The organism is Synoicihabitans lomoniglobus (assembly GCF_029023725.1).
GTDB lineage: Bacteria > Verrucomicrobiota > Verrucomicrobiia > Opitutales > Opitutaceae > Actomonas > Actomonas lomonigloba.
This window is the reverse complement of the sequence record NZ_CP119075.1, coordinates 969,433-985,175: the sequence shown is the minus strand read 5'-3', so window position 1 is coordinate 985,175 and position 15,743 is coordinate 969,433. Positions and strand designations below refer to the sequence as shown.

Genomic DNA, 15,743 nt, shown 5'->3' with positions numbered 1-15,743 from the left:
TCAACGGTAGCCCGGCAGATGCGCCTGCTCGGCTTGGAACATTTCCAAACCCATCGCCCGGATCTGGGACGGCGTGCACACCGCCGCCGTTAGCGGATCGAGATACAGCGCTTGGATGGCCAGCTCCACACTTTGCTCGATCGCGGCCTGCGCGCCCACATCGAAAAAGCCCATGTTGCTCGCACACACTGCGGCAAGGTGGCGGGGCAACGCGCCATAACGCGTGGGGTGCACGCCGTTGCCATCGATCATGCAGGCGACCTCCACGCAGCCGTCGGCGGGTAAATTGGTGATGAGCGCGCCGCCGCCGCCCGGCGCTTGATTCATGACGTTCCCGTGAATGCGAAACGGCGTGTCCTTCTCGCGGGCTTCGATGATCCACGACGCGTATTCCCAAGAGCGCGCCCAGCCGAGTTCCATCCGTCCGGCCAGCATGTCGCGGCGCTCGCGATCGCGCTCGTCCCGCCACTGCGGCCAGTTGGTCGCGTAGAAACGGGAGCCGCCGTCGTAGCCCTGGCGCAGCAGCGCCCGGCCGGCGTCGCTTTTGCGGTAATACGGCAGATACTCGGACAGGTGGCCGGAACTTTCGGTGATGAACGCGCCGAAGTGCAGACACATGTCTTTGCGCACGAGATCGCGCGCGGTGTAGGCGAGATTGGCTTCCTTGCCGCCTTTCACATCGGTCGCGTCGTGTGATGCGTTACCTGCCGCGTGCTCGATTTCGGCGGCGGCGAGATCGTCGCGAAATTTTTGATACAAACGATCCGCGTAGAGATCGACTCCCGCGTGTTCGAGCCGTGTGAACCACGCGAGGTGGTTGATGCCGGCGCAGTCCCAGTTCATCTCCGCGATTGGCACGCCCGCATAGTCGGCCAGCAATTGACTGGTGCCTTGCACGGAATGACAGAGACCGACCACGGGGAGCGACGAGGTGCGACCGGCGGCGAGGCACATCATCGCCATGGGATTGGTGTAGTTGAGCACCACGACTTGCGGGCACAGTTCCTCGCAATCTCGCAGCACGCCCAACCACACCGGAATGGTGCGCAGTGCCTTGAAAAGACCACCCGGTCCGATGGTGTCGCCGATGCATTGATCGATCCCGTATTTGAGCGGAATGTCGTTGTCGTGCAGCACGCAGTCGAGGCCGCTGACCTCAATGCAGTTGACCAAATAATCGGTGCCGGAGAGCACGGCTCGACGCTCGGTCGAGGCGACGACTTTCCAGCGTTCGGCGGTCTGCGTTTTCACGAGCTTGCGCACGAGCCGCGCCGTGAGCGCGAGGCGTTTGGCGTCGATGTCGACGAGTGCGATGGTGCCGTCGCGATTGCCGGGAATCTTGATGACATCGTTGATCAAGCGGGGGGCGAAGAAGCTGCCCGCGCCGACAAAGGTGAGTTTGACCGGACGAGACATTTCGCCCGACAGTCCGGCACTCACGGCGTCGTGGGTGTGGCTGTCGTGGCCCCGGGTGGAGGATACTATTTTTGGCACGGCGAGGGAGCGGAATCAGATGTCTTCGTCGGAGAAATGGATGCGGCGTTGAGCCGATGGTCGAGCCGGAGCATCCACGATCGTGGGCACGGTTTCACCAATGGATATCATGCGGGTGACCAGACGTTCGCGGAGTTCAGCCACCACGGAACCGTAGGCGGTGCGACCGATGAGGTTGTCCAATTCCCACGGATCGGCTTCGAGGTCGTAGAGACAATCGTCGGTGTAGGTCGCGGCGGACTCGGCGGAGCCTGCCGTGGAGACGCTGTATTTCCAGCGCGCCGTGCGCACGCAGCGTCCGGTCTGACTTTCGCTGATCTGCACCAACACCTCGCGCGGCCAGGTGGTGTCCCGGTCCAGGAGGGAATGTCCTTCCATCTCGTCAGGCACCGCGATTCCCGCCGCATTGAGCAGGGTCGGAGGCAGGTCGACGAGGCTCACCAGTTGATGCACCGTGCCGCCACCGTCGAAGCCCGGGCCGCAGATCGCGGTCGGCACACGGATGGAGGCGTCATGGCAGGAGCGTTTGTATTCGCTGTTGCGGGTCTTGAAGTGGTTGCCGTGGTCGGACGTGAACAGGATGACGGTGTTGTGCAATTGACCGGTGCTTTTGAGGGCATCGATCAAGCGCCCCAGGGCCTCGTCCAGCCGTTTCACCATGCCGCAGTAGCCGCCCCAGTGTCGTGGTGCCGTGCCGCCCAGTGACGCGAGGTCCGGCGGCAGCCAGCGACCCGTGTAGCGCTCGGCGTATCCGTCGGGAGCGGGATAATCATCGCGGTGGTTTTGGTGATGCGGTTCCAGGAAGGACAGGAACATGAAAAACGGTTGTTCGCGCGGGGTGTCCACATAGCGAATCGCCGCGTCCGTCAACGCGTCGACCCGGTAACCCGGAGGGCGATGTTCGACTCCGTCCTGATCCCAGAGCCGGGTATCGTAGGCATCGGAAACCAGCTCGAGTTGGTTGGCGCCGAGAAACGTTTGGTAACCACCCTGACGGTCGGTCGGCACCGGCCCGAGGTGCTGGTCTTCGGCGAGATGCCATTTGCCCATGTAACCCGTGGCGTAGCCGGCGGCATTGAAGTGATGAGCCAACGTGCGCAGGTGCGTATGCGGCGTGAGTCCGTTGCGCCACACCCCCGTCTGCGTCGCATACAGCCCGGTCTGCAGGCAGGAGCGGGCCGGACCGCAGACCGGCTGACACGTGAAGCTGTTGACGAGGTGGGTGCCGCGACGGGCCAACGCGTCAAAGTTGGGCGTGAGTCCGAGCGGACAGCCATGCACACCGGTGGTGTCGTGACGCTGCTGGTCGGTGAAGAAAACGATGACGTTGGGACGTTTCGATCGGGGCATGACGGGGTAACGGAATATGAGCCCAAGCTGCTCAATGCGCAACCAGCGGCGGTTAGCGCGAGTCGGCGAGGTCGTGATCCCACTGATCGTAGGCGTTGATCACTTCCTGCCGGTCGGACTCGGATCGGTCGTCGGCCGTCACTCGCAACCAATCGGCCAGTCGTTTGCGGAGGTCGTTGATCACGGCCGTAAACTCGGGCTCGGCGGCGAGATTGTGGGCTTCGTCCGGGTCTTCCTGCACATCGTAAAGTTCCTCGAATCCGTCGCCGAACCAGATGTATTTCCAACGCGTGGTGCGCACGCATTTGGTGTGGTCGCCGGGGACATTGAAAGGCGCGGAGTTCGCGAGGGGACCGCCGGAGAGCTGGTCCGCTTCCCACGCAGCCCGGAATTCCTGCGCACTCCGGTAAGCGGATCTCATCTCCGGATAACAGACTTCGGCATGAATTTCATCGCGGTGGCTGGCGGTCTCCCCCCGCAACAGCGGCACCAATGAGCGGCCCTGGCAAACCGGCGGCGGCACGATCCCTGCGAGTTCCAAGATGGTCGGCAGGATGTCGACATGCTCACTGAGGGTCTGGCGGATGACCTGCGGCTGCAGTTGTTCCGGCCAATGAATCAGCGTCGGCACATGCAGCAAATCGTCGTAAAGCAGCAGGTCCTTTTTCACCAATCCGTGGTGCCAACAAAAGTCTCCATGATCGGACACGAAGACGATCATGGTCCGGGCGGCATCGGGTCGCTCGCGCAGGGTGGCGACAATACCGCCAATCAATTCATCGACGAACGAGCACATGGATCCGTAGATGGAAAGGTAACGGCGGCGGTCCGCCTCGTCGGCCGTCGCCGATCCCTGCGCCCCCCGTTTCACGCGCACCCGGGGATGCTTGGAATTGAGCTCGGATTCATCCCACTCCGGCAGCGGAATCGCCTCCTGTGAATAAAGGGACTCAAACCGCCGCGGAGCCAGGTGGGGCACGTGGGGATCACTGAACGAGGTCACCACGCACCACGGTTGATCCGCTGGCGCAGCCCGCAGATGCCGTTTCGTTTCGGCGGCGATCACGCCGCTGCCGGTCACCTCGTCGGGAAAATCATGATACTCGCCGGAGTCATGGGAGTTTCCCGAAAACAGCTTCTTCATCGAACGTCGCTCCAACGCCAGATACGCCGCGCGATTCGGCTCCTCCGCCCGCTCGGGACCGTGTGAATCATAGCCGTCAAAATTGGCGATCATCTCCGACTCGGGCAGCAGGTGATTTTTGCCGGAATAGGTCAGGTGATAACCCTGCTGGCGCAGCACTTTGAACAGATGCGCTTCATGCGCCCCCAGCCGGCCGTCATTCTCGAGGACGCCGTGACCGTGTCCATAGCGCCCGCTGAACAAGGAACAACGCGATGGCACGCAAACGGGGGCTTGCGCGAAGTGCCCCCGGAGATCGACGCCTTCAGCCGCCAAGCGATCAAGGTGGGGAGTTTGGATCCATCCGCCGTGACAGGACAGCGCATCGAAGCGCTGTTGGTCCGTCATGATGAATAATAAATTGGGGTGTTCTGGCGAAGCTGCCATGGGGAGGGGGTGGTTCTGCTAAGGCGACTATCGCGCCGCAATTGTGACCGAAATCATCATGTTGAAACGATCCGGTTTACGTTAGCTGTTCGGCGAGGCTCCGTAGTCGGGACCCTCGCGCATGATACTGTCGTTGATGCGGAGGAGCGCGGCTCGCAGGCGCGCGACAACTGCGGGATGGCGCGCCGCCACGTCCTCGGACTGGCCGGGATCCGCTTCCAAATCAAACAGTTGAAAATTCGCGTAACCGCTCGCCTTGATGTCGGGAATCCACGCCTCCTCGAACAAGTTCCGCCGGGAGATTTCCCGATCCGGGTCCGCCACGAAAGACCACCGGCCGTCGCGCAAAGCCACTATCGGTCGCGACTTATGGAGATGCCAAACCATCGGCTGGGGCCGCACGAAGGTCTCAGCCGATCCTCGCAACACCGGCGAAATGTCTGCCCCGTCCAAATGCACTCCCGTCGGGCTCGGTAATCCCAGCAGACCGCACACGGTCGGCAGCACATCCACCACTCCGGCCGGCGTGGACTCGACGCGCCCGGCGGGCACCGTGCCCGGCCAGCTCACAATCCCCGGCACGCGAAGACCGCCTTCCCAATTGGTGCCTTTCACCCCGCGCAGCTCCCCCACCCGGTCCCGACGATAACTGCCGTTGTCCGAAGCGTAGATGATCAGCGTCTCCTCCGCGGGCGCGATCGATCGCAGCGTTTGGATCAATCGCCCAATCGCGCGATCGGTATTTTCAACCGTCGCCGAATACACCGCCCCTTCCTCCGTTGGCTCCCCGTAATGCGCCGTGAGTTCGGGCGGCGCGGCCAACGGGTGATGCGGTTCCTGGAACCACACATTGAGAAAAAACGGCTGCCCGGCGGGACGCGGTTGCCGCAACCAGGCGATGGCCTCGTCGACGACCAGCTGCGCGGCGTATCCGGTGAGGCGCCCGACCGGTCGGCTGTTGCGGACGAAGTTAACCGGATCGCGATGGCTGGGTTTCGCGTTGTTGGCGGTCGCAAACCAGTGATCAAAACCATGGTCCGCCGGCGTTGGCTTGGCGCGCTCCGGGGTGGACCATCCCAGGTGCCACTTGCCCACGTGCGCGGTGGCGTAACCCGCGTCGCGCAAGATCTCCGCCAACGTGATCTCCCGATTGAGGAGATGGGATTCCTGGCTCTGATCGTGAACCCAGCTGTAGATGCCCGCCCGGATGTGATGCCGACCGGTCAGCAACGTCGCTCGCGAGGGCGAACACACCGCCGCTCCCGCATAAAAATCGGTAAACCGCATCCCGTCGGCGGCCAACTGGTCGAGCACCGGCGTGCGCACCGGACCGTCGTAGCAACCCAGGTCGCGGTAGCCGAGGTCGTCCGAAAGCAGCACCACCACATTGGGTCGCACGGGCGGGGTCGACGCCAGCAGCGCCCCCACGCTGCCCGTGGTCGCGATGGCACGGACCTCCGCCGCCGACAGCGCCCGTTTGAAGATCGCCACATCATCGACCACCGAAACACACGGATGCGTCAGTTGTCCGCCGCCGCGGCCGATGCGCATGAGCCGCTCGGCGTGACTGCCGGTGGATCCATCGTAATTCACCGTCTGCAACAGCGCGCCGTTTTGATAAATCTCCAACGAGCCTCCCGCTTCCGTTCCGCTCCGCTGCACCAGCGCGTAGTGATGAAACCGGTCCGGGCTGAGGTCGGGCCAGACGCCCCCGCGGCGGTGGTTTCGTCCCCCACCCCAAAACAGCTGCTCCGTAAACGACCCCAGGTAAAACCGATGATCATAATCCCCACGCACGCCGGGTGACCGATTGCCCACCCACACGAGTTCCGGCTCGAAGTCGGGCGTGCGGGCAAAAAATGAAATCGATTTGGGACCCGGCCCCACCTCCAAACCGAGTTCAACAAAACCCGCTCCGTCGGTCAGATCGAGAGCCCGGCCGTCCGCTCCCGTCACAAACTCCGCCGGTCCGCCGGACTCCTCCACGTAGGTGCCGTCATGCGATTTCAAGGCATCGCTAAAATCGCCATCAAGTTTCCAGTATCCAAAAAGCTCGGACGGGGTAAAGCCCACCGCGGGGGCCATTTCCTGCGCCGCGAGGGTTGTCGGGCCCGGGCCGCCCGGCAGGGAACCGAGGGATACGAGAAAAACGAAAGCACGGGCGCCGGAGCGGAAACGCTTGCACCGCGTAGTTGCGAATATCGGGGCAAGACGCATGAAAAACGAGGAAGAGGAAGGAGCGACGATCAAGGGGAAGACGGCCGACGAGATCCCATCAGAGCACCGCCGCCGCGGTGGCGTAAACCCGAGCCAAATTCATCCGGTTGAATTTCGCCTGCATCGCTCAACCTGCGCTTATGATCATCAAGATGAAAACGCGACCCATTGCATGCGTCGTGTCCTCGTCGTCGAGTAGGCGCAGCGCCGTGACAGCCGCGCGCGCTTTCCCTTCCCCGCCTCCCCTCATGAAATCCCCCCCCCGTTGCCCTGTATCCGGACGACGGCCCAAGAACCGGCAGATTGATCAATCGATGATCCGTCAACGAGATGAACGCTCCGACCGATTGACGCCCCCGGAGGCACCGTGGCACGTTCCTTCTTCTCCAAACCGGGTGGCTTCGCCCCGAGCCCTCCGCTTAAATGCGCCGCGCGATCGTGCCCGGCGTTCTCCCTGAGGGCATCGTCCGCCTCATGTCTCCACCCCGCTCCCTCACCACGCACCGGCTGCCAAAGCGCCTCTCGAGTCTGCCCCGGATTGCCACTTTGCTCACCATCATGACCGTTTCCGTCCCCGCGGCCACCCTGAGCCCGACGCACCTGCGCACCGAATACCGCACCAATCCCCTGGGCGTCGACAGCCCCCGTCCCCGCCTCTATTGGCAATTGCAGTCGACCGCGCCGAACACGCACCAAATCGCCTACGAGATCCGCACCGCCGCGACGTTGGGCGACCTGTCTGCGGCGAAATCGCCGCGATGGAAATCCGGCCGCGTCGACTCCGACCGCACCACGCACATCGTTTACGAAGGACCGGCGCTGGTCTCGCGCGAGGTGATGCACTGGCAGGTGCGTGTGTGGGACAATCACGGCCACGTCTCAGCATGGAGCGAACCCGCCCGCTGGGAAATGGGCCTGCTCGAACCCTCCGATTGGTCGGCCGATTGGATCGAGGCCGCCATCGATGAAGACACCTCCATCTCCAACCCCGCGCAGTATTTCCGCCGGGACTTTGCGCTGACCAAACCGATCGCATCCGCGCGGCTCTACATCACCAGTCATGGTGTCTACGAAGCATCGCTCAACGGCCAACGTATCGGCGAAGATCTGTTGACGCCCGGTTGGACCAGCTACGCCCACCGCCTTCCCTACCAAGTGCACGACGTCACCGCCCTGCTGGTCGAGGGCGACAATACCCTCGGTGCCCTGGTGGGCGACGGCTGGTGGCGCGGGCAAATGGGCTGGGGCGGCAAGCGCAACAATTACGGCGAAAAACTCGCGCTCATCAGCCAACTGGAAATCACGCACTCCGACGGCTCCATCACCCGGATCGGCACCGACCCCACCTGGCGGGCCGCAACCGGCGCGATTCTCTTCTCCGATCTCTACAACGGTGAATCCTACGACGCGCGACTCTTTCCCGACGGCTGGAATCGCCCCGGTTTCAATGCCACCTCGTGGACCGGCGCGGTGGTCCGCGACCACCCCAAGTCCAACCTCATCGCCACGGTCAACGACCCCATGCGCCGGATCGAAGAGATCACGCCGGTAAACGTCACGCCCCTCGGCGACGACCGCTGGCTCTACGATCTCGGGCAAAACATGGTGGGCTGGGTGCGACTCAAAACGACCGGCCAACCCGGCGAAACCTTCGTGCTGCGCCACGCCGAAGTGCTCACTCCCGACGGAAAGCTCTACACTGAAAACCTCCGCTCCGCCCAGCAAACAGTGCACTACACCCGCCACGGCGACGGCGATGAAACCTACGAACCTCACTTCACTCTCCAAGGATTTCGCTACGTCGAACTGACCGCGCCTAATCCACCCGTGCCCGACGCCATCACCGGCATCGTGATCCATTCCGATCTGCGCCCCACTGGCCAGTTCACTTCTTCCGACGAGATGCTCAACCAGCTGCAAAGCAACATCGTCTGGGGCATGAAGGGCAACTTCGTCGACGTGCCCACGGACTGCCCCCAGCGCGACGAACGCCTCGGCTGGACCGGTGACACGCAGGTCTTCGCACCCACCGCTTCGTTCCTCATGGACACCGCCGCATTCTACACCAAATGGACCGGCGACGTCATGGCCGACCAGGAAACCGACGGATCCATCCCCAACGTCATCCCCAAGGTGTTGAAGGAAGGCGGCGTGGCCGGCTGGGCCGATGCCGCCGTCATCGTGCCGTGGACCGTGTATCTAAATTTCGGTGACAAACGCATTCTCGAAACCAACTACACCTGCATGCGCAACTGGGTCGAAAAAGTCCGCCGCGAGACGGGCGACAATCTGATCGTCAACGGCTCCGGCCACTTCGGAGACTGGCTGTTCTTTAAAACCAGCAAATGGAACGTGCAGGACGCCATCACCGACAAGGACCTGATTGCCACGGCCTACTTTGCCCGCTCCACCGCATTGTTGGCCAAAACGGCCCGGGTGCTGGGGCACGAATCCGATGCAGCGACCTATGCGGTCCTGAGCCGCCAGATCAAAACAGGGTTTCAACGAGAGTTCATCACTCCCGGCGCCCGCCTGATGTCGGATACGCAGACCGCCTACGTGCTCGCGCTCGGGTTCGATTTGGTGCCGCCCGCTCAGCAGGCCGCCGTCGCCGCCCACCTGGCCGCGAATGTCCGGCAATACGGACACCTCACGACCGGCTTTCTCGGCACGCCGCTGCTGACCGACACATTGTCCGAAAACGGCTACACCGACCTCGCCTTTGAGTTGCTCATGCGCCGGGACTACCCGTCGTGGCTCTACCCGGTGACGCGCGGTGCCACGACCATCTGGGAACGCTGGGACGGCATCAAGGAAGACGGATCATTCCAAAACCGGGGCATGAACTCGTTCAATCACTACGCCTATGGAGCCGTCGGTGATTGGATCTACCGCACCATCGGCGGCATCCAGTCGACCTCTCCCGGCTACCGCACCGTTCGCATCGCCCCCGTCCCCGGCGGCGGTCTGACTCACGCCAACACGAGCTTCGAATCCCTGCACGGCCGTATCAGCAGTGCATGGCGGATTGCGGACGGCGTCTTCGCCCTCGAAGTCACCGTGCCACCCAACACCACGGCCGCAGTCGTGGTGCCCCACCCCGGTGACTCTGCGCCGATCACCGTCGATGCCGGGACCGGCTCTACGCCGACCCCAACGACTCACGCCGACGGCCATACGACCTACGAAGTAGGCTCCGGCACCTACCGGTTCAGAACGCCCTGGCACGATGCCTAGACCGCCCGGCGGCGCCCCTTCACTCGCGACATGAAAACACGCCTTTTATCTTTAACCCCGTTGCTGCTCACGGGACTCGCGCTCCGGGGGCAGTCCGTGAACCCGGACCATGTGGACCGCGTGCCGAATCCGGCTTCCGTGGCCTATAAACAAGAGATCGGTCGCGATCCGAGCACATGGCAGTGGAACATCCCGCTGGAACTTCCGCGCGTCACGCACGGTGTGGTCCGCAGCGCGGCCATGGATCGTGACATCGGTTTCAATATCTACCTGCCTCCGAGTTACGCATCCGCGCCTCACACGCGTTATCCGGTCGTCTACTACTTCCACGGTGCCACCGGCAGCGAGACGTCGGACATTCCCGTGACGGAGTATGTCGCGGCCCAAATCGAAAAGGGCAACATTGGCGAAGTCATTTACGTGCTGCCCAACGCCGGTCACTTCAGCGGATACCGGGATCGCGCGACCGGCAATGTCAGGGTCGAAACGTATTTGATTCATGAATTCATTCCCGAGATCGATCGCCGCTACCGCACGATCGCCTCCCGCGAGGGTCGGGCCTTGATGGGCTTTTCCATGGGCGGCGGAGGAGCCACCCGCCTGGGACTTAAATATCCCGACATGTTCAGCGCGGTGGTTTCGTTCGGCGGAGCCCTCGGTGCCAACCCCGCCAGGCGTGCCGAAAACGCCGAGACGGCTGCCGATCCCGACAACGTTTACCATTGGGCCACCCTCAACCAAACCAGGATCCGCGATCGGATCGGCCTGTATTTTATCGTGGGCGGGACCGACCGCATGTATGCGCACCATGCTCCTTTTCTGGAGCACCTGCATGGGCTTGAAATCAACTTCCACTACCGGGTGCTCGCCGGAGTAGGTCACGACATCTGGCGCTCCATGGACCAATGCGGCGGAGATGCCATCCGATTCGTTTCCGCCCAGCTCGCCGCCTCGACCTCGGATCAGATGACCACCCGCTAACCGCTAAAGCTCCCCCCGCTGATCACGCCCGCGCCAAGTCCGTCGCGGTCGGCGCCGTCACGTCAGACCACATCGCTCACTCCCGGGCGTTCAGCGCACCAAATGCGGAACCCTGCTCACCACCGCTTCGGTGCGGTCGGGCAGCGTGTTTCCTTCGTGCCACACCGGCTCGAGGATAAACTTACGCTGCAGCTGGGGCACGCCCCATTCGTTGGCGTGAATCGCCGCGATCAACGCGTCCACTCCGGTCACGGCGATTTCCGTGTTCGGCACCGGAGCCCCCGAGTGGTCGGGAAATTCCTCCATCAGGACCATCAAACTCGCATACGCGACGTCCTCCGGCACCTTGCGCCCGGTCGATTCGATCCACCGGTAAACTCGGGAAATGAATCCGATCACCACATCCGGTTGGTAACGATCCATCCAACGGCAAAACGAATCACGATCATCCGGCGCGCTGGTGAGCAGGGGAATGTGGTCTTGGGGCGGCACCAACTTGTGTTGCTGCGCCATCGCCGCCCCCAACCGGACCCGGTCATCGTAAGCCTCCGGTTGATGCTGTAACACCGCGCACCCGATGCGGCGGTAGCCTCGCTTCACCACCGTTTCCCAGACCAGTCGCCCGGTCTCAAATACATCCGGCGCCACCACATGAAACGGGATGGGATAAAATCCCAAATCGAGACCGATGACGGTGAAATCCTTCATCATGGTGTTCAGTCGTTCGAGGTCGTCGCCAAACAGAAATTGCGGGGCCAACAGTCCACGAATGCCGCGATGGGACAACACGCGACAAGCCTGCTCCAACGAGGCATACTCCGCCAAATCGAACACCTGCAGAATGAATCCCCGCTCCTCCGCCCGGGCCTTCGCCGCGGGCAAAAACCGACCGTGTTGTTCGCCGCCCTGGATCCGAAGATCCATCAGGTAGGCGAGCACCGAACCACTGCCCTTTTCATGTCCCGCCCACCGACACTGCGCCAACACCGCCAACGCCGGATCGGGCCGGTAACCCAGTTCCTTGGCCGCTTTCATCACCCGGTCCCGGGTGGTCGGATTGATTGCCGGCGCATCGCGCAGCGCCAATGACACCGTCGACTTGTCGAGATGAAGATGGCGGGCGATATCCTTTTGGGTGATACGTTTGCTCATGGGTGGGGTAAACCTGGCGGCCCCGTGATTCAATGGCGCGACTGGCATCTGGCAAGAGCCGTCAACGCCATCGCCGATGAGCTCGACGCCGGCAAATCACGGAGTCACTTGAGCATCATTCAACATTTCCACCCCGGAGGCGGCGTGCAGGCGGGCGATCTCCGCGCTACTCAAAGCCCGGTCAAACACCGCCAGCGCGCCAAATTCGCCAATGGTCGCCTCCCGCAGCATCGAGCCGACCGCATAACGCGAGCCGACGGTGAAATCCGCGCCACCGCCGGGTTTGGTGGTCGCGTGTTGCGCAGGATCGTAGGCGAAAATTCCGCGGCCGTGGTAATACGGATTCATGCCCCGGTCGCCCCCGTCCGGCCCTTCCTGCGTAAAATAACGATCCGCTCGCCGGTCCGCCTCCGGCTGCAGCGGCCGCTCTTCAAACCGGCCATTGATGTAGGCCCGTAGAAAACGCCCGTCGTAGGTGAACGCGAGCGTGCACCATTCGTCCGTCGGCACTTCCTCGCGCGTGGCCGCGTAGTCCGCGCACCATGGAAAGGCACTGCCGTCGGCCCGTCGCGTGACCCCTCCTTCGTTGGATACATGCGGCGTCAGTTGGTTGCGGCCGCCGTAGGTCGGCATGTTCATCAACAAAGCATACTGGCGCGTTCCGGTGTCATCTCCCGCTCCCTGACCCTCGCTCCACATGCCCGCGATGGTGCGACTCTGATGCAGGTTGCTGACTTTGACGGCGGCAAACATCGTGACCTGCGCATTCGGACCGGAGATATTCAAGGGCCCGGTTTCCGCATAAGGGATCCGAAAATAGTGAGCGCCATCCAGCACGGCGGCATAGCCACCGAAAGGCCCGGCGTTGGTGCGAGGAATCGTCCCACCCACTTCTTGGAGGGGAAACGTCCCGCGGCCCGCAATCGCCCGCCGGGGAGTCCCCGCCGGTTCACTAAAATCCCACCACGCGACGAGACCCGGAAGGTTGAGGATCTCATCCCGAGGGGACGCAATTCCAGCCGGGTGGGAACAGCCTCCGATCAATATCAGACCGACGCCAATAATCATGCCCTGCGCCCATCGGGCGCGGGATGCGTGTCGCAACCCATCGTGCCTAGTGGTCATGACCGTCCTCCTTCCGGGCCGTGGCGGCCAAGACCTGACCATCGGTCAGCAATTGCGTGCGCAGCCGGTCATACGGCACATCCTGCACCGGCACCTCCAGGTCGAGCGCGAGCGCGGCGGCGGTCGCCGCCGACTGTCCCAGAATCATGAATACGGGCTCCATGCGAATGGAGCCGTAGGCGATGTGCGTGGCCGAACAAGCCACCGGCACAAGCAGGTTCGCCGCCTGACCGCGCCGCGGCACCAGCGACCCGTAGGCGATGGTATAGGGCCCGTTGAGATGCACGCCGATGTCACCTTCGTTTTGCACGTAGCCTTCCGGGGTGATGTAGCGCTGGGTATTGTGAGAATCGATGGTGTAACTGCCCATACCGATGGGTTCGGGAGTCGGCTCGCGTTGGCGCAATTGGTTCTCCGTCATCACATGCCGCCCGACCATGCGCCGCGCCTCGCGGATGTAGAGTTGGTGCGGCCAGTTGCCATTGTCGGTGAACTCGTCGCGGACCAGTCCCCACCGGTTGAACTCCGCCTGCACGTCGGCCGGGATGCGCGGATCGTGGGCCAGAAACCAAATGAGCCCCTGCTGGTAGTCGCGGTGTTCTGCGATGATCTCCCGGCGACGTTCGTAGCTGGCCTCGGGGTAATCGTAGTTGTAGCCGATGTTGTCATAGCTGAACGGACCGTGGTTATTGGTGTCGGTCTTGTGATTGGGCAGTCGGTCGAACTTGCCGAAAAGACCGCGCCATCCGGCGTCAAAAACCCGCACGATCAGTTCGTATTGGCTCGGGTCGTAATGAGCGGGTTTGGGCCACGGCACGAGGTTGTCGGGATCGTTGGTGTAGCACGTGCGAAAACAATACGCCTGCACCCGGTGGTCGGCGCTGCCAAATTCACCCGGCGGTTCGGTGCTGATGCGGGGCAATACGCCACTCGTCGGATCCCCCGGCACGACGTAGGGGTCGATCGGCCGCGGCACGACCCGTTCACCGAAGTGGTGGTTGTGATGCAACACCCCCGTCTGCACGCCGTTGTGCTCCTCGCCGTATTCATGGTTGGCCTCACGGCCGACGCGAAAATCGACGCCCGCCGCCGCCATGAGATCGCCCTCATAGGTGGCATCGATGAACATCGCCCCCCGATAGGTCGCCCCGCTTAATGTAGTGATAGCGGTGATACGATCACCGTGCATCGCCACGCCCGACTCCCGGTCGAGCCATTCATCGCGCACGACCTCGATGTCGTGCTCGGCCACCCACGCCTCGAAAATGCTTTCGGCCACGCTCGGTTCGAACAGCCACATGGTTTCGGTCTCGTCATCGATCGCCCGATGGCCCTGGCCCTTGTTACCGAATTCAGCGCGTTTTTGCCAGGTCCAGGCATCCGGTTGCCGGTAGTGCTGCCAGACGCGGTGATAGAACTCCTGCGCGAGCCCGCCGATCACGGATTTGTCACCGCTGTCGGTGAAACCGAGTCCGCCGGAAGTCAGCCCGCCGAGGTGTCGGTCGGGAGAGACCACAATGACCGTTTTGCCCATTTGCCGGGCTTGGATCGCGGCAGTGAGGGCCGCCGAGGTGCCACCGTAAACGACGACGTCGTGTTCGGCGGCGATGAGTGCCCCGCATCCGCAGAGGGCAACGAGGAGATACCGGAAAGCATGCATGGATGAGCAGAGGTTCAAGGGGGTGGAGGGATTTAAGGGACGAGGCTGATGCGGACGTCGTCGTAGCGCGTGCCGCGTTCGTAGGATTGGCGGATACCAAACCAACCACCGACGGGCATCGTGGCAACCGGGCCTTCCAGCATGAGTTCTCCGTTCTGACTCCAACTCACGTGGTCGCCCCGCACTTCGATACGGTGCTGCACCCATTGCCGCATATACGCACGGTCCAGGATAACGCCTTCCCCCCAGGGACTGCGATAGTGGACGTGGGGCACCGTGTCATCCGTGCCGGGCGTCTGGCGCTGGTAGGCGATTTCAATGCCATCGTGCGGCAAATCGGGCGACGAGGCACCGAGCACGAAGCCGATGAAGTCGTTGTCGTGGGCGCGCTGGCGAAACTCGATCACGTAGTGAGCCGCGTCGGCGGGCAACGGCGTGCCCACGTAGGCGATGGAGTTGCGCGAGCGACCGGCCTGTTCGGCATAGTCGGCGACGGTGCCATCTTCGAGAATGGGGATTGTCCAGAACGAGCGCCGGGGACCCGCCGGTTCGACATCGGCGATGATCCACTTTCGCAAGGCATGACCTTCGTGCACATTGGTCGCGTAACCGAGACCGGTCGGCGGAGGTTGGTCGATGATGTTCCGACCGACGCCACCACGCGAGGCCGCTCCAAAATCATCCGCAAAAACAATCTGAGGTTCGGCGGCGGCGATGAAAGCCAACATGGGCCAGGTGAAAAGTGCGCAGGCCACGCGGACATGCGCTGAAATTCGGGGTAAATTCATACAAACAGGGGTGAGGTTCCACGATTCCTCAGGTCCTGGGACCGAGCCTCAACCTTCGATAAAATCATCCAGTTGAATCCCGCTTCAACGGGATGCATAAAGTCGCAACGTCGACCACTTGAATGTTGATCCCGTTCCCGCAGAGTGGACCGCGCCCCTCCCTACCCCG

11 protein-coding genes are annotated in these 15,743 nt (G+C 62.7%); 3 read left to right on the top strand and 8 right to left on the bottom strand.

Going from position 1 to position 15,743, the window contains the following annotated elements; all coding sequences use genetic code 11:
• The 4 genes from PXH66_RS03745 to PXH66_RS03730 all read right to left on the bottom strand — a co-directional run bounded on the left by PXH66_RS03745 (window position 1) and on the right by PXH66_RS03730 (window position 6,631).
• Entirely contained in the window at window positions 1-1,494 is a 1,494-nt protein-coding gene (locus PXH66_RS03745) for an alpha-glucosidase/alpha-galactosidase (protein ID WP_330927827.1), read from the bottom strand.
• 15 nt (window positions 1,495-1,509) lie between these two features.
• Window positions 1,510-2,844: a sulfatase family protein gene (locus PXH66_RS03740; RefSeq protein ID WP_330927826.1), complete on the bottom strand. Its 1,335-nt coding sequence runs from the start codon at window positions 2,842-2,844 to the stop codon at window positions 1,510-1,512.
• Between the two features lie 52 nt (window positions 2,845-2,896).
• Entirely contained in the window at window positions 2,897-4,414 is a 1,518-nt protein-coding gene (locus tag PXH66_RS03735; protein ID WP_330927825.1) for a sulfatase family protein, read from the bottom strand.
• Window positions 4,415-4,495: 81 nt separating this feature from the next.
• Window positions 4,496-6,631 (bottom strand): sulfatase-like hydrolase/transferase, encoded by a 2,136-nt coding sequence (locus tag PXH66_RS03730; RefSeq protein ID WP_330927824.1) that lies wholly within the window; start codon window positions 6,629-6,631, stop codon window positions 4,496-4,498.
• Here PXH66_RS03730 and PXH66_RS03725 point away from each other — a divergent pair.
• The 3 genes from PXH66_RS03725 (at window position 6,630) to PXH66_RS03715 (ending at window position 10,849) form a co-directional block, all read left to right on the top strand.
• On the top strand, window positions 6,630-6,830 hold the full coding sequence (locus PXH66_RS03725) for a hypothetical protein (protein WP_330927823.1): 201 nt from the start codon (window positions 6,630-6,632) through the stop codon (window positions 6,828-6,830). The two genes, PXH66_RS03730 and PXH66_RS03725, sit on opposite strands and share 2 nt — an antisense overlap.
• A 275-nt stretch (window positions 6,831-7,105) precedes the next feature.
• On the top strand, window positions 7,106-9,868 hold the full coding sequence (locus PXH66_RS03720; protein WP_330927822.1) for a glycoside hydrolase family 78 protein: 2,763 nt from the start codon (window positions 7,106-7,108) through the stop codon (window positions 9,866-9,868).
• A 30-nt stretch (window positions 9,869-9,898) separates the two neighbouring features.
• Window positions 9,899-10,849, top strand: a complete 951-nt coding sequence (locus PXH66_RS03715) for an alpha/beta hydrolase (RefSeq protein ID WP_330927821.1) — start codon at window positions 9,899-9,901, stop codon at window positions 10,847-10,849.
• A gap of 90 nt (window positions 10,850-10,939) precedes the next feature.
• On the opposite strand, the gene PXH66_RS03710 is transcribed toward PXH66_RS03715, so the two are convergent.
• The 4 genes from PXH66_RS03710 to PXH66_RS03695 all read right to left on the bottom strand — a co-directional run bounded on the left by PXH66_RS03710 (window position 10,940) and on the right by PXH66_RS03695 (window position 15,514).
• On the bottom strand, window positions 10,940-12,001 hold the full coding sequence (locus PXH66_RS03710; protein ID WP_330927820.1) for a LacI family DNA-binding transcriptional regulator: 1,062 nt from the start codon (window positions 11,999-12,001) through the stop codon (window positions 10,940-10,942).
• Between the two features lie 96 nt (window positions 12,002-12,097).
• Window positions 12,098-13,126, bottom strand: coding sequence for a LamG domain-containing protein (locus PXH66_RS03705; protein WP_330927819.1), 1,029 nt, complete (start codon window positions 13,124-13,126; stop codon window positions 12,098-12,100).
• On the bottom strand, window positions 13,116-14,786 hold the full coding sequence (locus PXH66_RS03700; protein ID WP_330927818.1) for an FAD-dependent oxidoreductase: 1,671 nt from the start codon (window positions 14,784-14,786) through the stop codon (window positions 13,116-13,118). Before PXH66_RS03700 ends, PXH66_RS03705 begins: the two co-directional genes overlap by 11 nt.
• A gap of 32 nt (window positions 14,787-14,818) precedes the next feature.
• Window positions 14,819-15,514, bottom strand: coding sequence for a hypothetical protein (locus tag PXH66_RS03695; RefSeq protein WP_330927817.1), 696 nt, complete (start codon window positions 15,512-15,514; stop codon window positions 14,819-14,821).
• Between the last annotated feature and the right edge of the window lie 229 nt (window positions 15,515-15,743).